Source organism: Achromobacter insolitus, assembly GCF_002209555.1.
Lineage (GTDB): Bacteria > Pseudomonadota > Gammaproteobacteria > Burkholderiales > Burkholderiaceae_B > Achromobacter > Achromobacter insolitus.
Genome location: NZ_NJIF01000001.1, coordinates 1,093,828 through 1,113,183, shown reverse-complemented (window position 1 = coordinate 1,113,183; position 19,356 = coordinate 1,093,828). Strand labels below are relative to the sequence as shown.

Annotated in this window: 18 protein-coding genes; 9 read left to right on the top strand and 9 right to left on the bottom strand. The window is 66.1% G+C overall.

The features are described 5' to 3' along the window. The first annotated feature begins 9 nt into the window (after positions 1-9). Positions 10-1,533 (top strand): fumarate hydratase, encoded by a 1,524-nt coding sequence (locus CEY08_RS05005; RefSeq protein WP_042796468.1) that lies wholly within the window; start codon positions 10-12, stop codon positions 1,531-1,533. 149 nt (positions 1,534-1,682) lie between these two features. Here CEY08_RS05005 and CEY08_RS05000 read toward each other — a convergent pair whose 3' ends face one another. Genes CEY08_RS05000 through CEY08_RS04990 form a run of 3 tightly spaced genes read right to left on the bottom strand, consistent with a single transcriptional unit; the run spans position 1,683 to position 4,700 of the window. Further along, positions 1,683-2,918 carry a CaiB/BaiF CoA transferase family protein gene (locus CEY08_RS05000; protein ID WP_076816218.1) on the bottom strand — a complete coding sequence of 412 codons (1,236 nt, stop codon included), beginning with the start codon at positions 2,916-2,918 and terminating at the stop codon, positions 1,683-1,685. After that, positions 2,915-3,775 carry a MaoC/PaaZ C-terminal domain-containing protein gene (locus CEY08_RS04995; protein WP_063960615.1) on the bottom strand — a complete coding sequence of 287 codons (861 nt, stop codon included), beginning with the start codon at positions 3,773-3,775 and terminating at the stop codon, positions 2,915-2,917. The genes CEY08_RS05000 and CEY08_RS04995 overlap by 4 nt, the downstream gene beginning before the upstream one ends. A gap of 10 nt (positions 3,776-3,785) precedes the next feature. Beyond that, positions 3,786-4,700: an SDR family NAD(P)-dependent oxidoreductase gene (locus tag CEY08_RS04990; protein ID WP_063642256.1), complete on the bottom strand. Its 915-nt coding sequence runs from the start codon at positions 4,698-4,700 to the stop codon at positions 3,786-3,788. Positions 4,701-4,851: 151 nt separating this feature from the next. Here CEY08_RS04990 and CEY08_RS04985 point away from each other — a divergent pair, with 151 nt between their 5' ends. Further along, positions 4,852-5,751, top strand: coding sequence for a LysR family transcriptional regulator (locus tag CEY08_RS04985; protein WP_076816216.1), 900 nt, complete (start codon positions 4,852-4,854; stop codon positions 5,749-5,751). Between the two features lie 129 nt (positions 5,752-5,880). Further along, on the top strand, positions 5,881-6,876 hold the full coding sequence (locus CEY08_RS04980) for a Bug family tripartite tricarboxylate transporter substrate binding protein (RefSeq protein WP_076816213.1): 996 nt from the start codon (positions 5,881-5,883) through the stop codon (positions 6,874-6,876). 35 nt (positions 6,877-6,911) lie between these two features. Here the strand turns inward: CEY08_RS04980 and CEY08_RS04975 are convergent, their stop codons facing one another. The 5 genes from CEY08_RS04975 to CEY08_RS04955 all read right to left on the bottom strand — a co-directional run bounded on the left by CEY08_RS04975 (position 6,912) and on the right by CEY08_RS04955 (position 12,054). Further along, complete coding sequence (locus tag CEY08_RS04975) at positions 6,912-7,874, bottom strand: NAD(P)H-dependent flavin oxidoreductase (RefSeq protein ID WP_076816211.1); 963 nt, start codon at positions 7,872-7,874, stop codon at positions 6,912-6,914. A gap of 19 nt (positions 7,875-7,893) precedes the next feature. Beyond that, positions 7,894-8,868, bottom strand: a complete 975-nt coding sequence (locus CEY08_RS04970) for a Bug family tripartite tricarboxylate transporter substrate binding protein (RefSeq protein ID WP_076816208.1) — start codon at positions 8,866-8,868, stop codon at positions 7,894-7,896. A gap of 74 nt (positions 8,869-8,942) precedes the next feature. Further along, entirely contained in the window at positions 8,943-10,463 is a 1,521-nt protein-coding gene (locus CEY08_RS04965) for a class I adenylate-forming enzyme family protein (protein ID WP_076816206.1), read from the bottom strand. A gap of 17 nt (positions 10,464-10,480) precedes the next feature. Beyond that, the gene (locus CEY08_RS04960) at positions 10,481-11,653 is read right to left on the bottom strand and encodes a thiolase (RefSeq protein WP_076816204.1); all 1,173 of its coding nucleotides are present in this window, start codon (positions 11,651-11,653) and stop codon (positions 10,481-10,483) included. Beyond that, positions 11,650-12,054, bottom strand: coding sequence for a Zn-ribbon domain-containing OB-fold protein (locus tag CEY08_RS04955; protein ID WP_042797559.1), 405 nt, complete (start codon positions 12,052-12,054; stop codon positions 11,650-11,652). Before CEY08_RS04955 ends, CEY08_RS04960 begins: the two co-directional genes overlap by 4 nt. A gap of 197 nt (positions 12,055-12,251) precedes the next feature. Here CEY08_RS04955 and CEY08_RS04950 point away from each other — a divergent pair, with 197 nt between their 5' ends. From CEY08_RS04950 to paaG, 3 genes are read left to right on the top strand one after another with little or no spacing between them, the layout of a single operon-like run. After that, positions 12,252-13,442: an acyl-CoA dehydrogenase family protein gene (locus tag CEY08_RS04950; RefSeq protein ID WP_076816202.1), complete on the top strand. Its 1,191-nt coding sequence runs from the start codon at positions 12,252-12,254 to the stop codon at positions 13,440-13,442. Positions 13,443-13,479: 37 nt separating this feature from the next. After that, positions 13,480-14,592, top strand: a complete 1,113-nt coding sequence (locus CEY08_RS04945) for an acyl-CoA dehydrogenase family protein (protein WP_076816200.1) — start codon at positions 13,480-13,482, stop codon at positions 14,590-14,592. Further along, entirely contained in the window at positions 14,589-15,413 is an 825-nt protein-coding gene (gene paaG / locus CEY08_RS04940; protein ID WP_076816198.1) for a 2-(1,2-epoxy-1,2-dihydrophenyl)acetyl-CoA isomerase PaaG, read from the top strand. Before CEY08_RS04945 ends, paaG begins: the two co-directional genes overlap by 4 nt. Before the next feature lie 23 nt (positions 15,414-15,436). On the opposite strand, the gene CEY08_RS04935 is transcribed toward paaG, so the two are convergent. Further along, positions 15,437-16,330: a LysR family transcriptional regulator gene (locus CEY08_RS04935; protein WP_063960609.1), complete on the bottom strand. Its 894-nt coding sequence runs from the start codon at positions 16,328-16,330 to the stop codon at positions 15,437-15,439. A 152-nt stretch (positions 16,331-16,482) separates the two neighbouring features. On the opposite strand from CEY08_RS04935, the gene CEY08_RS04930 reads away from it, so the two are divergent. From CEY08_RS04930 to CEY08_RS04920, 3 genes are read left to right on the top strand one after another with little or no spacing between them, the layout of a single operon-like run. Continuing rightward, positions 16,483-17,313 carry an HTD2 family dehydratase gene (locus CEY08_RS04930; RefSeq protein ID WP_063642252.1) on the top strand — a complete coding sequence of 277 codons (831 nt, stop codon included), beginning with the start codon at positions 16,483-16,485 and terminating at the stop codon, positions 17,311-17,313. Continuing rightward, positions 17,310-18,503: a CaiB/BaiF CoA transferase family protein gene (locus CEY08_RS04925; protein WP_042796476.1), complete on the top strand. Its 1,194-nt coding sequence runs from the start codon at positions 17,310-17,312 to the stop codon at positions 18,501-18,503. The genes CEY08_RS04930 and CEY08_RS04925 overlap by 4 nt, the downstream gene beginning before the upstream one ends. Continuing rightward, complete coding sequence (locus tag CEY08_RS04920) at positions 18,500-19,333, top strand: HpcH/HpaI aldolase/citrate lyase family protein (protein WP_076816196.1); 834 nt, start codon at positions 18,500-18,502, stop codon at positions 19,331-19,333. The genes CEY08_RS04925 and CEY08_RS04920 overlap by 4 nt, the downstream gene beginning before the upstream one ends. The last annotated feature ends 23 nt before the right edge of the window (positions 19,334-19,356 follow it).

Here is a 19,356-nt window from a genome sequence, read left to right as displayed (position 1 = left end):
CATATCGCCATGTCAGTCATCATCAAAGAAGAAGACTTCATCCAGTCGATAGCCGATGGCATCCAGTTCATCAGCTACTACCATCCCGTCGACTACATCCGCCATCTGGCCCGCGCCTATGAGCGTGAGGAAAGCCCTGCAGCGCGCGACGCGATGGCTCAGATCCTGACGAATTCGCGCATGTGCGCGGAAGGCAAGCGCCCGCTGTGCCAGGACACCGGCATCGTCAACGTGTTCCTGAAGGTTGGCATGGGCGTGCGTTTCGACACCAAGCGCACCCTGCAGGAACTCTGTGACGAAGGCGTGCGCCGCGGCTATCTGAATCCGGACAATCCCCTGCGCGCCTCGGTGCTGGACGACCCGCTGTTCGCGCGCAAGAACACGCGCGACAACACGCCCTGTATCCTGCACGTCGAACTGGTCCCCGGTGACAAGGTCGACGTGCAGATCGCTTCCAAGGGCGGCGGTTCGGAAAACAAATCCAAATTCGCCATGCTGAATCCGAGCGATTCGCTGGTGGACTGGGTGCTCAAGACGGTCCCGACGATGGGCGCCGGCTGGTGCCCGCCGGGCATGCTGGGAATCGGCGTCGGCGGCACCGCCGAAAAAGCCATGCTGATGGCCAAGCAGTCGTTGATGGAAGACATCGACATGTATGAACTGCTGGCCCGTGGTCCGCAGAGCAAGCTGGAAGAACTGCGCATCGAGTTGTACGAAAAGGTCAACGCCCTGGGCATCGGCGCACAGGGCCTGGGCGGCCTGACGACCGTGCTGGACGTCAAGATCAGCACCTTCCCGACCCACGCGGCCTCCAAGCCCGTGGCCATGATCCCGAACTGCGCCGCCACGCGTCACGCTCACTTCGAACTGGACGGCTCGGGCCCCGCGCGCCTGGATCCGCCGTCGCTGTCCGAATGGCCGGAAGTGCACTGGGCGCCCGACTACAACAAGTCCAAGCAGGTCGACTTGAACACGCTGACCAAGGAAGAAGTGGCTAGCTGGAAGCCGGGCCAGACCCTGTTGCTGTCGGGCAAGATGCTCACGGGCCGCGATGCCGCGCACAAGCGCATCCAGGACATGCTGGCCAAGGGCGAGCCGCTGCCGGTGGACTTCAAGAACCGCGTCATTTACTACGTGGGTCCGGTCGATCCGGTGCGTGACGAAGTGGTCGGCCCCGCCGGCCCCACCACCGCCACCCGCATGGATAAGTTCACCGACATGATGCTGGAGCAGACCGGCCTGATCGCCATGATCGGCAAGTCCGAGCGCGGCCCGGTCGCGATCGAATCCATCAAGAAGCACAACTCGGCCTATCTGATGGCGGTGGGCGGTGCTGCCTATCTGGTGTCCAAGGCTATCCGCGGCGCCAAGGTGCTGGGCTTTGCCGACCTGGGCATGGAAGCCATCTACGAGTTCGACGTGAAGGACATGCCGGTGACCGTGGCGGTTGACGCTCAGGGTACCTCTGTCCATACCACGGGGCCCAAGGAATGGCAGGCCAAGATCGGGAAGATTCCGGTCGCTGTGGCTTGATTCCGTAGGCTGTGAGAAAAACGGCTGCCAGTGGACTGGTGGCCGTTTTTTTTTGGCTTTAGCGCCTAGTGCTTCGTAGGCCGCGCGGGCGGCCGGACATGACATACATGATTTACTTGAGTGTGATGGTGATTTTGTTTGCCTGCGGCTTAGTTGCTGTTTCCCCGCTCTGCGCGGAACGCCGCGATCTCTTCTTGCGTCTTCCCCAGCACCTCCCGCAGCACTTCCTCCGTGTGCTCCCCCAGCAGCGGCGGTGCGCGACGGTACTCCACCGGCGAGGCCGACAGCCGTAACGGACTGGCCGTCACCGCAGCCACGCCGCCAGCAGGATGCGGCAGATCGCGGCGCAGCTGCCGCGCCTGTGCTTGCGGATGCGCCTGGGCCTGGGCGATATCGTTGATCGGTCCGCAGGGCACGCCCACGGCTTCCAGCTTGGCGATCCAGTCGTCGCGCTTGCCCTGGCGCATGATCTCGGTCAGCAGGCCGACCAGCAGTTCGCGATTGGCCAGACGCATGCGGTTGGTGGCAAAGCGCGGGTCGTCGCCCAGTTCGGGCGCGCCGATGGCGCGGCAGTACGCCCGGTACTGCGATTCATTGCCCGTGGCGACGATCAGGTGGCCATCGCTGGCGGCGAACACCTGGTAGGGCACGACGTTCTGGTGCGCGTTGCCGGCGCGTTGCGGCGCCACGCCGGAGTTGAAGTAGTTGGAATTCTGGTTGGCCAGCATGGCGACATGGCTGTCCAGCAGGGCGATGTCCAGGTGCTGGCCTAGTCCGCTGTTATGGCGTTCCTGCAAGGCCGCCAGCACCGCCACGGTGGCGTACATGCCGGTGACGATGTCGGTCACTGCCACGCCGGCCTTTTGCGGACCGCCGCCGGGCAGGTCGTCGCGTTCGCCGGTGATGCTCATCAGGCCGCCCATGCCCTGGATCATGAAGTCGTAGCCGGGGCGTTGCGCGTAGGGGCCATCCTGGCCGAAACCGGTGATGGAGCAATAGATCAGGCGTGGGTTGATCTGCTTCAGGCTGGCGTAGTCCAGGCCGTACTTGGCGAGGCCGCCCACCTTGAAGTTTTCGACCAGGATGTCGCTGGCGGCCGCGAGTTCGCGAATCAGCGCCGCGCCTTCGGGCGTTGCCATGTCGGCTTCGACGGAACGCTTGTTGCGGTTGGCGCTGAGATAGTAGGCGGATTCCTCGGTGTCCTGGCCGTCGCCGTCCTTGAGGAACGGCGGTCCCCAGGCGCGCGTGTCGTCACCCACGCCGGGGCGTTCGATCTTGATGACGTCGGCGCCCAGGTCGGCCAGATTCTGCGTGCACCATGGCCCGGCCAGGATGCGCGACAGGTCCAGCACCCGGATGCCGGTCAGGGCGGCGGGCCGCGTCATGGCTTCAGCTCCGCCGTGCCGTTGCTGAGCACGACGACGTTGCGCTCCAGCGTGCGGGCCAGAAAGCGTACCTGGCCATCCGGCATGCGCCAGATGTCGCATTGCAGGGTTTCGCCGGGATACACGGGCGCCGAGAATCGTGTGTTCAGGCTCAGGAGGCGGGAAGCGTCGTAGTCGCAGCAGCTTTTCACGATGGCATGCGCCGCCACGCCGTAGGAACACAGCCCGTGAAGGATGGGGCGCGGATAGCCGGCCAGGCGCGCCACCTCGGGGTCCGCGTGCAGCGGGTTGCGATCCGCGTTAAGCCGGTAAAGCAGCGCCGCGCTGGCGGGAATGCGGATCTCGCAGCGCAGGTCCGGGGCGCCATCGGGCGCTGCAGGCAGGGCTTCGGGGCTGTCGTCTCCCTGTCCGAAGCCGCCGTCACCGCGGCAGAACGTGCTTTGTCGCAAGGTGGCCAGGCAGGCGCCGTCTTCGTCGTGCAAGGTGCGTTCGGTAATGACGATGGCGCCCTTGTCGGCGCCCTTGTCGATCACATGCGTGTTGCGGCTTCTACCCGTGACCACGCCCGCGGCTGGCAGAGGCGCGTGCATGGTCAGTCGTTGCTCGCCGTGCACGACGCGCACCCAGTCTATGCCTGCACGCGGGTCCCGGACCCAGAAGCCAGGATAGCCCAGCACCACGCTCATGGTCGGAAAGGACCGCAAGCCTTTTTCGTACACGTAGCGCAGCTGGCCGGCGTCCTCGGGATCCTGTCCCAGGCCGATGCCCAGCGCGTACAGCATGGTGTCCTTTTCGTCGTAACGCTGGCGCACCTCGTCGAAGCGCCAGTTCTTCACGGTGTCGTAGTCCAGGGGCATGGCGGCGGTCTCAGATGGGGTCCCAATCGATCACGTCGGGCGAACGCTCCAACGCATAGAAGTGCTTGCGCATGGCAGGCACGGCGATCTCGGCAATGCGTTCGGGGGTCCAGCCTTCGCCGTGATGCACCGTACGCAACGGGCGCGGCTGGCTCATCAGCATGATCTCGTTGGCGCGCACCGCGAAGATCTGCGCGGTGACTTCGCTGGCGGCGTCGCTGGCGAGGTAGACGGCCATGGGGGCGACCTTGCCCGCTTCCATCTTCTTCAGCTTTTCGACGCGGGCCTTTTCTTCGTCCGTCTCGGCGGGAATGGAACTCGTCATGCGGCTCCAGGCAAACGGCGCGATGCAGTTGGAGCGCACGTTGTAGCGCGCCATGTCCAGCGCGATGGATTTCGACAAGGCCACGATGCCCAGCTTGGCCGCCGCATAGTTGGCCTGGCCGAAATTTCCGATCAGGCCGGAAGTGGAAGTCATGTGGACGAATGCGCCGGACTCCTGTTCGCGGAAGTAGGGCGCGGCGGCGCGGCTCATGAAGAAGGACCCGTTCAAGTGCACGCCGAGCACCTGGCTCCATTCTTCTTCGCTCATCTTGTGGAAAACCCGGTCGCGCAGATTGCCGGCATTGTTGACCACGGCATCGATGCGGCCGAAGGCATCGATGGCCGTCTGCACGCAGCGGCTGGCGCTGTCGTAAGCGGCCACGCTGTCGGTGTTTGCCACCGCTTGCCCGCCGGCCGCGACGATCTCCTTGACGACGGCCTGTGCAGGACCTTGCGCGCCGCCTTCACCAGTGAGCGACACGCCGATGTCATTCACGACCACTTTGGCCCCGGCCTGCGCCATGGCTAGCGCGATGCTGCGGCCGATGCCGCCTCCCGCGCCGGTAACGATCACCACTTTTCCGGAAACGATGCCGCTCATTGAAGCTGACTCCTGTGCTGCGGCGCGAGCGCCGTATGTGGAAAACAGTTCCGCATCAAACGGTCTGGTTTGAGGGGATGCACCATGGTAGATTCGACAAGGCATGTGAAGAATTCAAAATTAGAAATGCCCCCCTTCTGCGTGGTGGAACATGAGACACGATCTGACCGACCTGCGTTTGTTTCTGAACGTGGGGGAAACACTCAATCTGACCCGGGCTGCAGAGCGCACCTTCCTTTCCTTGCCGGCGGCAAGCGCGCGGGTGAAGAACATGGAAGAGGCCTTCAAGGCCAGGCTGCTGGTGCGCATGGCCACGGGCGTCGCATTGACGCCGGCCGGCGAAGTGCTGCTCAAGCACGCGAACGCGGTATTCCGCCAACTTGAATGCCTGAATGCGGACCTGCAACCCTATGCCAGCGGCTTGAAGGGACGCTTGCGTCTGTTGGCCAACACCACGGCCACCAACTCATTCCTGGCTGATGCGTTGTCCACGTTTCTTGCGGAAAACCCTGACGTGGACGTGGAGCTCGAAGAAAAAATATCTGGCGATATCGTGATTGCGATACGCGCTGGCGCGGGCGACCTGGGGCTGGTGGCGGGCAATATCGATGTGTCCGGCCTGGACGTCACGCCGCTGTTCCGCGACGAGCTCACCGTGGTCACCTCGCTCGAGCATCCGCTGGCAGCGTCCGAGTCCGCGCATTTCGCTGATCTGCTGGATGCCTATCAATTCGTGGGCATCCATCCCGACAGTGCCATCCAGACCTTCCTGGAAGACATCGCCAGCGGCCTGGGCAAGCGGATCTGCCAGCGCGTGCACGTGGGCAGCTTTGAAGCGGTGTGCCGGATGGTGGAGGCAGGCGCGGGAATTGCGGTGGTGCCGCGGGCCTGCGCTGCGCGCTACAGCCGTCCGGATGCGCTGCATGTGCTGAAACTGGAAGACCCCTGGGCGCTGCGTGACCGCCTGTTGTGCCGCCAACGGGGGCGCGATCTGCCCAGTTTCGCGGAATGCTTCATCGAGCATGTGCAGCGCGCCGCGCGCGGCCTATAGCAAGCCCGGAAGAGGGGCTTTTGCAAATATGTAGCGGCGGTTCCGCCGGTTCGGAAAATAATAAAAAAAGGCGCCGGGCAGCAGTCCTCGGGCTTGGCGACCGATAAAACCGAGAACCAGGAGACTGCCGTGACCGATCTACTACGCCGCCGCGCCGTTGCGGGGCTGGGCGCTGCGTGCGCCGCAGCCGCGATGCCTATGCTGTTCCCTAGGCTTGTCCGGGCCGCCGCCTGGCCTGCCCACGCCGTGAACTTCATCGTGCCATTTCCCGCCGGCGGTCCGGTGGACACGACGGCGCGCTTTACCACGCAGCCGCTGGGACAGTTGTGGTCGGTGCCCACGGTCGTGGACAACAAGTCGGGCGCTGGCGGCATCGTGGGCGCACAGTTTGCGGCCAAGTCCGAACCAGACGGCTACAACTTCTTCTTTGCTTCCATCCATCATGCCGTGCTGCCCAGCCTGCGCGCCAATCTCAGCTACGACATCACCCGCGATTTCGTGCCGGTCGGCATGGCGGCGGTCTTCCCCATCGTGCTGGTAGTGAACGCGGCGCTGCCCGTGAATTCGGTGAGCGAACTGATCGCCTACGCGCGCGCGAATCCTGGCAAGCTGTCGTTCAGTTCTTCAGGCACGGGGGGCGGCACGCATCTGGCCGGCGAACTCTTCAACGCCATGGCCGGCGTGCGCATCCAGCATGTTCCCTATCGGGGTAGCGCGCCCGCCATGCAGGACCTGCTGGGCGGACAGGTGCAGGTGATGTTCGCTGACGGCCCTTCGGCCGTGCCGCATCTCAAGGGCGGCAAGGTGCGAGCGCTGGGCGTGGGCAACCCCGCGCGCTCGAGCATGCTGCCCGATGTGCCGACCATCGCCGAATCCGGCCTGCCGGGTTACGAAGCGTATTCATGGAGCGGAGTCATGGCGCCCAAGGGCACGCCGCCCGACATCGTCAAACGCGTGAACGCGGACCTGGTGAAGGTGCTGTCGGATGCGGCCACTGCCCAGGGCATGATTGCCGCGGGCGCCGAGCCCAAGCCCGGCACGCCCGAGCAGTTCGGGGAGTTCGTGCGCGACGAAATCGCGAAGTGGCGCGATGTCATCAAGGCGGCCAACATCAAGCTGGATTAGGCCCTGTTCGCGCCACATGGCGCGTTGCACGGGCCCTAGAGCCGGCGCAAGCCCTCTCGGGCTGCCCGGTACTCGGATTCCAGCTGATCCACCAGCATGGCGGTGGGCAGCACTTCCTGCGCCGCGCCCACGCCCTGGCCCGCGCTCCACACGTCCTTCCAGGCCTTGGGCCGTGAACTCTTGTCCATGTTCGCGGGGGGCGCTTCGTTGCATTTTGCGAGCACATGAGGATCCAGGCCAGCCGCCTGGATGCTGGCCGACAGGTAGTTGGCAGGCACGCCGGAGAAGTAGGGTGTATAGGTGACGTCGCCCGCCTGGGCCTGCAGCACCATTTCGCGGTACCCATCGCCGGCCAGCGATTCCTGCGTGGCGATGAAGCGCGTGCCCATGTAGGCGAAGTCGCAGCCCAGCACCTGCGCCGCCAGGATGTCCTTGCCGTGGCTGATGCAGCCGGACAGCGCCAGTGGTCCGTCGTAGAACGCGCGGATCTCGTTGACCAGGGCGATCGGGTTGATCTGCCCCGCATGGCCGCCCGCGCCCGCGGCCACCAGGATCAGGCCGTCGACCCCGGCGTCCAGCGCGCGCTTGGCGTGCCGCACGTTCGTGACGTCATGGAATACCAGCCCTCCGTAGCCATGCGCGGCCTTCACCACTGCTTCAGGCGCATGCAGCGAAGTGATGAGAAGCGGCACGCGACGTTCTGCGCAGATGGCCAGATCGCCCTGCCAGCGTGGATTGCTGGGGTGAACGATCAGGTTGACTCCATAGGGCGCAATCCTGGCCGCGGGGTCCGCTTGGCGTCTGGCGGTCAGCCCCGATTCTATGCGCGTCAGCCAATCGTGCAGCTGCTCCTGGGGACGGGCATTGAGCGAGGGAAATGTGCCGATGATTCCCGCCGCGCACTGCGCCACCACCAGGTCCGGCCCCGAGACCAGGAACATGGGAGCGCCGATGACGGGCAGGCGGGTCTGGGTGTGCAGCGCGAGCGGGGGATTCATCTGGATGCTCCGGTGATTCTCAATTGGCCTGGATGTTGGCGCTGTGGATGACGTCGGACCACAAGGCGTATTCGCGGTCGATGCGCGCCTGCAATGCCTTGGAGTCGCCCGTGTTGATGGTGTAGCCGCCGTCGGTCATGGCTTGGCGGAAGGCTGGATCGCTGGAAACCTCTTGCAGCGCGCGGGTCAGTCGCGCTGCCACCGCATCGGGCAGCTTCTTCGGTCCCACCAGCGCATACCAACCCACGACCTCGTAGTCTTTCATGCCGGCTTCGATCATGGTGGGCACGTCGGGCAGTTCGGGATTGCGGGTTTTGGACGTGACGGCCAGGGCGCGGGCCTTGCCGCTCTTGACGAAGGGGATGGCGGTGCTGGTGATGTCGAACATGAACGTGATCTTGCCGCTGATCACGTCCACCATGGCTGGCGAGTTGCCGCGGTAAGGGACGTGCAGCATGGGCGCTTCCGCCTGCTTTTTCAAAAGCTCCGCCGACAGGTGGTTGGAGGCGCCGATGCCGGCGGAGCCGAACGACACGGCATCGGGATGGGCGCGCGCGTAGGTGACGAGTTCGGTGACGTTGCTTGCGGGAATCTGCGGGCCGATCAGCAGGACATTGGCATAGTCCACGACCAGCCCGATCAGCGAGAAATCCTTGCGCGGATCGAATAGCGTGCTCCGCTGGACCAGCGGAGACATGGTGAGCGTGGGGCTGGCCGCAAAGCCCAGCATGTAGCCGTCGGGCGACGCCTTGGCGGTGGCATCCGATGCGATCATGCCGCTGGCGCCGGCGCGGTTCTCCACCACGACGGATTGGCCCAGCTTGTCGCCCAGATACTTGGCGAAGACGCGGGCGGTGGTGTCCACGGGACCGCCGGGGGCATAGCCCACCAGCAACCGGATGGGGCGTTCGGGATAGGCATCCGCGTGGGCGCTTGAGGCCGCGGCGAAGGTGGCGGCGGCAATGGCCGCGGCGAGCAGGGTCTTGATGTTCACGCTGTTGTCTCCTTGTGGTTCAGGGCCTGTCCAGGCCCTAGTAGCGGGTCGTGCAGCGGAGCAACTGGCCGCGGCTACGCCAGCCTTTCTTTCAGCGGCTGCTTGAGGATCTTGCCGCTGATGGTCGTGGGAATGGTTTCAATGGGGATGATGCGAGCGGGCCGTTTGTAGGGGGCCAACTGTGCGCGCAGATGCAGCATCAGCAGATTGGTGTCCACCGTGGCGCCGGGCAAAGGCTCGACGAAGGCGATGACCTCTTCGTTCTGGTCTGCGGTGGGGCGGCCCACCACGGCCGACAGGCGCACGCCGGGGAACGCATTGATGACCGATTCGACTTCCAACGGATAGACGTTGAAGCCGGAGCGGATGATCAGGTCCTTGGAACGGCCGGCGATGAACAGAGCGCCTTGTTCGTCGAGGTATCCGATGTCGCCTGTGTTGAGCCAGCCGCCAGGCAAAAGGGCCTGCGCGGTCTGTTCGGGGTTGCGGTAGTAGCCCAGCATGACGCCAGGGCCCCGGATCAGGATGTCGCCGCGTTCGCCAGGTGCGGGCGTGCCGTTGTCGGGATTGCCGATGCGCAGTTCCACGCCGTCCACCGCATGGCCGGCCGAGCAGTCGTCTCGGGGCGCGTCGATCCGGGTGACGAACATCGAGCCCGCATACTCGGTGATGCCATAGCCGTGGTGCATGGCCACCCCAAAGTAGCGTTCGGTCTCGCGCTTGAGCGTCGGGTCCAGCGCGGCGCCGCCCGTATACAGGTAACGCAGGGCCGGGGCCCGCAGCTCCGCGCGCGGCGGCGCCACGGCCATCATCCGGCTGAACATGGTGGGCACGCCCTGCAGGATGCTGACGCCCGGATGGGCCAGTGCCTTGAAGGCATCCGCCGCATCGAAGCGGCTGCGCAACACCAGGCTGGCGCCCGCGTGCACGGTGGCCATCAACACGGTGGCGATGCCGAAAATATGGGACATGGGGAGCGCGGCGTAGCCGATATCCTGCGGCGTCAGGCGGCGCGACGCTGCCGATACGCGCGCGAAATGCAGCAGGCCGCGGTGCGGTACCAGCACACCTTTGGGCGCGCCGGTGGTGCCGGAGGTGTAGATCACGGTTGCCACTTCGGCCGCGGTATCGCCTGCCTCGGGCTGCGTGGGACGGGCCGCCCTTGCGGCCTGCATGCCGGGTCCCCAGACTTCGGGGTCGGCATCCGTGGCGCCCGCATGCGCCGCGTGTCCGGCAGCAGCGGCGGAGATGCCGCTGGTGTAGAGCAGCAGTTCGGGCCGGGCATGGTCGCGGATGGCATCGAGCTCACGCGGCGACAGGCGTGCGTTCACGCCCACCGGCCAGGCGCCCGCCAGGCTGCAGGCAAACAGTGCCGCGATCATTGCGGTGCAGTTTTCACCAGCGATCAGCACGCGGTGCCCAGGCTGCACGCCCTGCTGGTCGAGCCAGGCGGCAGCGGCCTGCACACGCCGCCAGAATTGCGCGTAGCTCAGCTTGCCTCCGCCTTCTTCATGCAGAAAGGTGGCGTCGGGCCGTTGGCCGGCTTGCTGCGCCAGCAGGTGATGAATGCGGGTGAGGGGAGTGGCCGGGGACATGGTAGCGATTGCGTCGTTCAAAGCGTGGCCTGGGTGCCGAGGATTGCGGTGGATTGGCTGGACAGGGTGCCGCCGTTGCCATGCACCAGCGCCAGGTGCGCATCGGCGATCTGACGGGCGCCGCATTCGCCGCGCAACTGCCGCACGGCTTCGATCATGATGAAAACGCCGTACATGCCGGGGTGCACGCAGCACAGGCCGCCGCCGTTGGTGTTGACAGGCAGGGTTCCACCCGGGGCGATGGCGCCGTTGGCGATGAAATCCTTGCTTTCACCCTTGGCGCAGAAACCCAGGTCTTCCAGGAACAGCAACGTGTTGATGGTGAAGGCGTCGTACAACTCCAGCACGTCGATGTCCTTGGGCGACACCCCCGCCATGCCGAACGCCCGAGCGCCGGACTCGGCGGCGGCGGTGACGGTCAGGTCCTCCATGGACGAGATCTGGCGGTTCCAGACGGTAGTGGCGTTGCCCAGCACATAGACCGGCGGGCGCGGCAGGTCGCGGGCGCGTTCGGCGCGCACCAGCACATACGCGCCGGCCCCATCGGTGACCAGGCAGCAATCGCGCACGCTCAGGGGGTCGGACACCATGCGGGCCGAGAGGATCTGCTCCAACGTCGCCGGTTCACGCAGTTGCGCTTCGGGATTCAGCTGGGCCCATTGGTTGGCCGCCAGCGCCACTTGCGCCAGGTCCTCGCGACGCGTGCCGTATTGGTGCATGTGGCGCGCGGCCGCCATTGCGTAGGACGACAGCGGGCTCAGCGGGTCGTAGGGGGTTTCATACGGCTGCGGATCGAACTGCTTGCGGACCCGGCCGATCTCGGCACGGCTCAGGGTGGAAGTGCGCTGCGTGCTGCCATAGCAGACAAGCACCGCATTGCATTGGCCGGACGCCAGCGCATGCAGCGCGGGCAGCAGGTGCGCGACGAAGCTGGATCCCCCCAGCATGGTGCTGTCGATGAAGGCAGGGCGGATGCCCAGGTGCTCGATGACCGGCATGGCCCACATCGGGGCCGCCACGCTGGCGGTGCAGATGCCGTCTATATCCCGCATGCTCAGGCCGGCGTCCGCCACGGCACGCTGCGCTGCCTGAACGAGAATTTCCATTTCGGTATGGCCCGGGGCCTGGCCCAGGCCCGCGTGGCCCACGCCCGCCACGGCAACGGCGCCTCGCAGGTCGTTAAGCTTCATGGCGCCTCCTTGGTGGGAACGAAGACCACAAGGCCTCGGCCGTCCTGCAGCGCTACCTGGGCGCGCACCGCCATGCCGATGTGCACGGCGTCAGGCGCCACGCCTTCCACGCGGCTCATCAGCCTGACGCCTTCCCGCAGGTCGATCAGCGCGACGTTGTAGTCTCCCCCCGCCTCGGGCTTGCGGCGCACCACGGTGGTGGAGTAGACCGCGCCGCGTCCGTCGGGCTCGATCCAGGTCAGATCATCCGCGCCGCAATGGGGGCAGATCATGCGGGGATAGAACACCGGGCGGTTGCAGCCGGCGCAATGCTGGATGAGGAAACGGCCTTGGTCCAGCGCCTGGCGGTATTGCGCCTCGGCGCCTTGCGGCGCGGTGTCCGTGAAGTCGGGAACGGTCATGATGCGTAGGGGTTCCAGTGGATGACGCTTGCAAGTGTCGGCACTGGCGGTGCGTTCGGCCATTCTTCATTGCTGAAGCAGGGCTTCCGTCCGTCCGTAGTGGGGTGCCCTACGTCCAGCGCGAAGCCCGTCTTCGGAAGAGGCAGATTGCCGGGCGTGCCGGTCCGTGGCTAGATACTGGCAAAAGGAGCCCGACCATGAACCTGACCTGGACGCCGCAAGAGCGCCAATTCCGCGAAGAAGTGCGCGCCTTCGCGACGGACAAGCTGCCGCAGGACATACGCGACAAAGTGCTGCGACACCAGCGCCTGGAACGCGACGACTACGTGCGCTGGCACAACATCCTGGCCGACCGGGGCTGGGGCGCGCCGAACTGGCCGGTGGAGCACGGCGGCACCGGTTGGAACGCCTTGCAGCGGCTGATCTTCGAGGTCGAATGCTTCAAGGCCGGCGCGCCGCGCCTGTTGCCGTTCGGCCTGTCCATGATCGGTCCGGTCTTGATGAAGTACGGCAGCGCCGAGCAGCAGGCGCGTCTATTGCCGCGCATCATCCGCGTGGAGGACTGGTGGTGCCAAGGCTATTCCGAGCCGGGGTCCGGATCCGATCTGGCTTCGCTCTCCACCCGTGCGGTGCGCGACGGCGACACCTACATCGTCAACGGACAAAAAACCTGGACCACGCTGGCACAGTATGCCGACTGGATGTTCTGCCTGGTCCGCACCGATCCCGAGGCCCGCGCGCAGCGCGGCATTTCGATGTTGCTGCTGGACATGCAGTCTCCCGGCGTGACCGTGCGGCCGATCCGCACGCTGGATGGCGGGCACGACGTGAACGAGGTCTGGTTGGAAAACGTGCGCGTGCCGGCGGCCAATCTGGTGGGGGTGGAGAACCAGGGCTGGACCTATGCCAAGTACCTGCTGGGCCACGAACGCACGGGCATCGCGGGCCTGGGTCATTGCCATCGCGAACTTAGCGTGCTCAAGCATATGGCCGCGCGGGCGAATTCCCGCGGCAGGCCCTTGTTGGCAGACAGTCGGTTTCGCGATCGCATATCGCGCATCGAGGTAGACATCATGGCCCTGGAAATGCTGTTGTTGCGCGTGGCGTCCAGCAACGATGGCACGCCCGGACCGGAAGCTTCCGTATTGAAGATCCGGGGCTCCGAGATCCAGCAGGACCTGGCCATGTTGCAGATGGAAGTCGCGGGGCCCGACGCCTGGCCCTATGACCCCGACTGGCTGCAGGCTGACAACGGCTACAGCGGTCCCGGACCGGAAATGGCAGCCGCGGCCGGCGCGGGCTACGCCGATATGCGCAAGACCTCGATCTATGGCGGCACCACCGAAGTGCAGAAGGGCATCATCGCCCGCCTGGTGTTGGGCCTGTAGGCCCCGTTCCCGCGCAACCCCGACAGGAAGACGACGCATGGATTTCATCTATACCGAAGAACAGCGCATGCTGGCCGACAGCCTGCGCCGCCTGGTGGATCAGGAGTGGACGCATTCCCGCCGCCGCGCGCGCCAGGCGGCGGGCAGGCTGGATGCCGACGCCTGGGCCGCGCTGGCGGAACTGGGCGTGCTGGGCCTGACTATCCCACAGGATTTTGGCGGTTTTGGCGAAGTGCCTGCCAGCCTGCTGCCAGTCCACGTGGAACTGGGGCGCGGATTGGTTTCGGAACCGGTCATTCCCAGCGCGGTCATGGGCGCGGCGCTGCTCGAGGCCTGCGGCGGGGAGGCGCGTGGCCTCTGGCTGCCCGCGATCGCCTCGGGCGATGCCATCGTCAGCGTGGCGTATCAGGAACCCGGCCGCCGCTATGACGTCGATCCGCGCGACTGTCGCGCGGCCAGGACCGCCGAAGGCTGGCGGTTGGACGGCGTCAAACATCTGGTCTGGCACGGTGGAGCTGCCACGGCCTGGTTGCTGAGCGCGCGCGGCGATGACGGGCGGACCTTGCTGCTCGCCGTGCCGGCTGATGCGGCGGGGGTGCAGGTTACCGATACGCCCACGCTGGACGGCGCGCGTTGCGCGCGGCTGGATCTGGATGCAGTCAGCCTGCCGCCTGATGCCTTGCTTGCCGAAGGCGCCGCGGCGGAGGGGGCGTTGGCGCAGGCCCTGCATTGGGGCACGGCCGCGCTTTGCGCGCACGCGGCAGGCGCGATGGAGCGGCTGCTGGAGATCACCGTCGACTACCTGAAGGCGCGCAAGCAGTTCGGGCAGCCGCTGGCGTCGTTCCAGGCCTTGCAGCATCGCTTGGCGGAAATGCTGGTGGCCAAGGAACTGGCCTTGTCCATGGCTTATGTGGCGGTGGCGGCCCTGACTGAAACCGATACGGCGCAGCGCCGCCGCATGATCGCCTCGGCCAAACTGGAAGCCGCGCGCGCGGGGCGTCTGGTAGCGCAGATGGCGGTGCAGCTGCATGGCGGCATGGGCATGACTGACGAGCTGGAGGTGGGCGATTACTTCAAGCGGCTCACTATTGTGGATCAGCTGCTGGGCGATAGCGCCGAACAACTGGCCGTACTGGAGGAAGTGGCATGAACGCGGCGGCAGCAGCGCAAGCAGTCGGCGGGGGCTATACACAGATCCGCTTCACCCTGGAACGGGGCGTGGGCGTCATCACGCTGAACCGGCCTGACCGGCTGAATAGTTTCACGGAAGTCATGCATGCGGAGCTGGCTCGCGCATTGGATGTCTTGGAAGCCGATAGCGGGCTTCGAGGCCTCATCATCACGGGCGCGGGACGCGGGTTTTGCGCGGGACAGGACCTCGGCGAGCGCAAGCCCGCCGAAGACGGCTCGCGCCGCGATCTGAGCCTGATCCTGGAGAAATGCTATCGACCCCTCATCAGCCGGCTGCATGCGCTGCCGGTGCCGGTGGTGTGCATGATGAACGGCGTCGCCGCCGGCGCGGGCGCCAGCCTGGCGCTTGCCTGCGACGTGGTATTTGCGGTGGAGTCGGCGCGCTTCGTGCAGGCTTTCAGCAAGATTGGCTTGCTGCCGGATGCCGGCGGCACCTGGTTCCTGCCGCGCCTCGTGGGATCAGCAAGAGCGATGGGCGCCGCGTTGTTCGGCGAAGCGCTCAGCGCCAGGCAGGCGGAAGCGTGGGGGCTGATCTGGCGGGTGGTGCCGGATAGCGCGCTGGCCGACACTTTGGCGGAGGTCGCCGACACGCTGGCGGCCGGGCCCACCCGCGCCTACGCGGCCACCAAGACTGCGCTGCACGCCTCCAGCGGCAACACGCTGGCGCAGCAGTTCGACCTGGAATGCCGTTTGCAGCGTGAGCTGGGCTATACCGACGACTACCTGGAAGGCATGCGGGCGTTCGCGCAAAAACGCGCGCCGGCATTCACCGGCACCTGAATGGCGCTGGCGACGCTTCGAGTTCAGGGAGTCCGCGCAGCCTGGATCTGTTCGATGAGTTCGCGAGCGCAGCCCGGCAGGGCGTCGATGTCGCGCACCAGCAGCTTGCGTTCGCGCACTACCCAGGGCTCGTCCAGCTCGACCACGCGCAGTTTCATGTCAGAGCCATAGCGCCGCGCGGCGGAGTCGGGTATGACGCCCACGCCGACTCCCGCCTGCACCATCCGGCAGATCGAATCGAAACTGTAGAGCTGGATGCGCTGAGGCAGGCGTTGCCCAACCTGTTCCAGCTGGTCGCGCAGGAATGCGACCAGCGTGGAGCCTTCGTGCATGGTGATGAAGGGATAGCGCACGGCCTCGGCCAACTTGATCTTTTCCTGGTCTTGCAGCGGATGTCCATTGGGCACCACCAGCACCAGCTTGTCGGTGCTGAAATGGATGGTCTGCAATTCGGGCGCGTCGACCGGGCCGGCCACGATGCCCAGGTCGGTGGTGCCATCCAGCACGCCGCGCACGATGTCGCGGGTCAGGCGTTCCTGCAGGTCCACGGTGACGCCGGGGTGCCCGGACAGGAAGTGCGCCAGGATGTCCGGCATGAATTCCGTCACCGCGGTGGTATTGGCGAAGATGCGGATATGGCCCGCATCGCCGTCGGCCTGCTCCTGGAAGTCATGTTTCAGGTGATCCACCTGGCGCATGATGACCCGCGCATGCTGCAGCAGTTTCTGGCCGGCGGGCGTGATTTCCACGCCGCGGCTGTCGCGGTACAGCAGGCGGGAGTTGAGCTGGTTCTCCAGCGCCTTGATGCGCACGCTGACGGCTGCCAGGGACAGGTGCGCCCGTTTGGCAGCCTGAGTCAGGCTGGGGGATTCGGCGATGTGGATGAACAGGCGTAGGTCGGCGAGGTCGAAGTGCATGGGCCATATATTACGGCGCGGGACGGCGCACCGGGAGGCCGGGCCGGTCGATTCAGGCGGGGCAAACCCCGCCTTGAGCAAAAACGAATTCACAAGGGGGACGGCTTGCGGGCATGCTTCAGGCTGTAAAAACCCCAGCAGAGGATATCGGCATGACATCTACAGATCCGGCCGCGTGGATCGGCAGCGGTGAACGCAAGGCGGACGCCATGGATCCCGGCCATGCCGCGCGCATCGCGGCCACCCTGGGCGGCCCCGTGCCGGGCCAGGGCGATGCCTTGCCGCCGTTGTGGCAATGGGCGTTCTTCATCTCCGCGGTGGATATGGACGGACTGGGGACGGATGGCCACCCCGCCCGCGGAGGTTTCCTGCCGCCGGCCCAGGACCGCAACCGCATGTGGGCGGGCGGCAGGGTTGAGTTCCGCCGGCCGCTGAAGGTCGGCGTGCCCGCCGAACGCGAATCCACCGTGATCGACGTCAAAGAGAAGACGGGACGCACCGGCGCATTGCTATTCGTGACGGTGCGCCACGAGTACCGCCAGGAGGGCGAAGTGGCCATCCACGAAGAACAGGACATCGTCTACCGCCAGCCGACGCCACCCAAGCTCACTGGCAGCGAACCCGCGCCGCAAGCGCAGTGGCGCGACACCGTCGAACCCTCTTCCGTGCTGCTGTTCCGCTATTCGGCCGTGACCTTCAACGGCCACCGTATTCACTACGACCATCCCTACGTGACCGGCACCGAGGGCTATCCCGGCCTGGTGGTGCACGGCCCGCTCATCGCCACGGAAATGGTCGCCGCGTTTACCCGCGCCCACCCCGCGGCGCGCCTGACGCACCTTTCATATCGCGGCTTGCGCCCGCTGATTTCGCCCACGCCCTTCCAGGTGGCCGGCCGCTTGACCGAGCCGGGCGTGGCCCAGTTGTGGGCTGAGCAGGACGGCACGCTGGCCCACCAAGCCGAACTGAGGTTTACCGAATGAGCACAGAGGCCCCCCGTCCCCTGGACGGCATCACCGTCGTCAGCCTGGAGCACGCCATCGCGGCGCCGTTCTGCACCCGCCAGCTGGCGGACATGGGCGCGCGCGTCATCAAGATCGAACGTCCTGGCGGCGGCGACTTCGCCCGCGGCTATGACGAGCGCGTGCGCGGCCTGTCCTCGCATTTCGTCTGGACCAACCGCTCCAAGGAAAGCCTGACGCTGGACCTCAAGCGCGAGGAGGCGGGCGGCATCATGGAACGCCTGCTTGAAACCGCCGACGTGCTGGTGCAGAACCTGGCGCCGGGCGCTGCCGCGCGCCTGGGCCTGTCTTTTGACGCCTTGCACAAAAAGTATCCGCGCCTGATCGTCTGCGACATTTCGGGCTACGGCGAGGGCGGTCCCTACCAGGACAAAAAGGCTTACGACCTGCTGATCCAGAGCGAAAGCGGCTTCCTGTCGGTGACCGGCACCAAGGACGATCCGGTCAAGGCCGGCTGCTCCATAGCCGATATCTCGGCTGGTATGTATGCCTATTCCGCGATCCTGAACGCCTTGTTGCTGCGCCAGAAAACCGGCTTGGGCAGCCGCCTGGACGTCTCCATGCTGGAGAGCATGGTCGAGTGGATGGGGTTTCCCATGTATTACGCGTTCGAGGGCGCCACGCCGCCCGTGCGCGCGGGCGCGGCCCACGCATCCATCTACCCCTACGGTCCATTCCCCGTGGGCGGTGGCGCCACCATCATGCTGGGCCTGCAGAATGAACGCGAATGGCGCGTGTTTTGCGCGCAGGTGCTGCGCCAGGCCGAGCTCGCGGAAGATCCGCGGTTCATTTCCAATTCGCTGCGCACCGCCAACCGCGATGACCTGCGGGCGTTGATCGTGGCCGCGTTCGCAGACCTGTCCATCGAACAGGTGACGCAGCGGCTGGAGGACGCGCAGATCGCCAATGCGCGTGTCAACGACATGGCTGGTGTGTGGGCTCACCCGCAGCTGCAGGCCCGCGGCCGCTGGAGCCGCGTCGACAGCCCCGCGGGCGAATTGCCCGCCTTGCTGCCGCCGGCCAGCAGCAACGCCTTTGCGCCGCGCATGGCGCCCGTGCCCGCAGTGGGCCAAAACACGGATGCGGTGCTAGCATCATTGGGATACGCGCCCGATCAGGTGGCGCAATTCCATGCATCGGAGGTCGTGTGACGCATCCCGTTGTCCGTACCGCGCTGTTTGTGCCGGCGTCGCGCCCCGAACGCATTCCCAAGGCGTTGGCCGCCGCAGCCGACGCTGTCATCGTCGATCTGGAAGACGCGGTCGAGCACCTGGCCAAGGCCTCCGCCCGGGAAGCGCTGTGCGATTTCCTGGGGACGAACCCGGGCGTCCGGCTATGGGTGCGGATCAACGATGCTTCCACTTCCTGGCACGATGACGACCTTAAGGCATGCCGCGGCAAGCCTGGGGTTGCCGGCGTGCTGCTACCCAAGGCCGAAAGCCTGGCGCAGGTGCGGCATGTGGTCCAGGCGGGCCTGCGGGTGATTCCCATCCTGGAAACCGCCCAGGGCATCCTCAACGCCAGTGAAGTCGCCGGCACGCCGGGCGTGGAGCGCCTGGCCTTCGGCAGCCTGGACTACGCCCTGGACATGGGTCTGACGCCCGATACCCCGGGCGCCGCCACCGTGCTGGACCAGGCGCGGGTACAGGTGCTGCTGCACAGCCGCGCCGCCGGCCTGCCGCCCGCGCTGGATGGCGTGTTCCCGGGCGTCCAGGATCAGGCCGGCCTGGCGCAAGCCGCCAGCCGCGCGCAGCAGATGGGGTTCGGTGGCATGCTGTGCATCCATCCCACGCAGGTTCCCGTAATCCACGCGGCCTTCGTGCCTGCGGCACAGGAACTGGCCTGGGCGCGCCGAGTCATCGCCACGCACCGCGACACTTCCGCGGGCACCTTCATGCTGGACGGCAAGATGGTCGACGCGCCCGTCATCGCGCGCGCCCGGCTGGTGTTGGCGCGGGCGGGAGAAACCACCGGCGTCTAGGGGCCTCCAACTGGCCCGCTCCG

What these genes read in the sequence shown, in the direction of transcription:
- CEY08_RS05005 (WP_042796468.1), top strand. Translation starts at nt 10, where the DNA reads ATGTCAGTCATCATCAAAGAAGAAGACTTCATCCAGTCGATAGCCGAT.
- CEY08_RS05000 (WP_076816218.1), bottom strand. Translation starts at nt 2,918, where the DNA reads ATGACGCGGCCCGCCGCCCTGACCGGCATCCGGGTGCTGGACCTGTCG.
- CEY08_RS04995 (WP_063960615.1), bottom strand. Translation starts at nt 3,775, where the DNA reads ATGCCCCTGGACTACGACACCGTGAAGAACTGGCGCTTCGACGAGGTG.
- CEY08_RS04990 (WP_063642256.1), bottom strand. Translation starts at nt 4,700, where the DNA reads ATGAGCGGCATCGTTTCCGGAAAAGTGGTGATCGTTACCGGCGCGGGA.
- CEY08_RS04985 (WP_076816216.1), top strand. Translation starts at nt 4,852, where the DNA reads ATGAGACACGATCTGACCGACCTGCGTTTGTTTCTGAACGTGGGGGAA.
- CEY08_RS04975 (WP_076816211.1), bottom strand. Translation starts at nt 7,874, where the DNA reads ATGAATCCCCCGCTCGCGCTGCACACCCAGACCCGCCTGCCCGTCATC.
- CEY08_RS04965 (WP_076816206.1), bottom strand. Translation starts at nt 10,463, where the DNA reads ATGTCCCCGGCCACTCCCCTCACCCGCATTCATCACCTGCTGGCGCAG.
- CEY08_RS04960 (WP_076816204.1), bottom strand. Translation starts at nt 11,653, where the DNA reads ATGAAGCTTAACGACCTGCGAGGCGCCGTTGCCGTGGCGGGCGTGGGC.
- CEY08_RS04955 (WP_042797559.1), bottom strand. Translation starts at nt 12,054, where the DNA reads ATGACCGTTCCCGACTTCACGGACACCGCGCCGCAAGGCGCCGAGGCG.
- CEY08_RS04950 (WP_076816202.1), top strand. Translation starts at nt 12,252, where the DNA reads ATGAACCTGACCTGGACGCCGCAAGAGCGCCAATTCCGCGAAGAAGTG.
- CEY08_RS04945 (WP_076816200.1), top strand. Translation starts at nt 13,480, where the DNA reads ATGGATTTCATCTATACCGAAGAACAGCGCATGCTGGCCGACAGCCTG.
- paaG (WP_076816198.1), top strand. Translation starts at nt 14,589, where the DNA reads ATGAACGCGGCGGCAGCAGCGCAAGCAGTCGGCGGGGGCTATACACAG.
- CEY08_RS04935 (WP_063960609.1), bottom strand. Translation starts at nt 16,330, where the DNA reads ATGCACTTCGACCTCGCCGACCTACGCCTGTTCATCCACATCGCCGAA.
- CEY08_RS04930 (WP_063642252.1), top strand. Translation starts at nt 16,483, where the DNA reads ATGACATCTACAGATCCGGCCGCGTGGATCGGCAGCGGTGAACGCAAG.
- CEY08_RS04925 (WP_042796476.1), top strand. Translation starts at nt 17,310, where the DNA reads ATGAGCACAGAGGCCCCCCGTCCCCTGGACGGCATCACCGTCGTCAGC.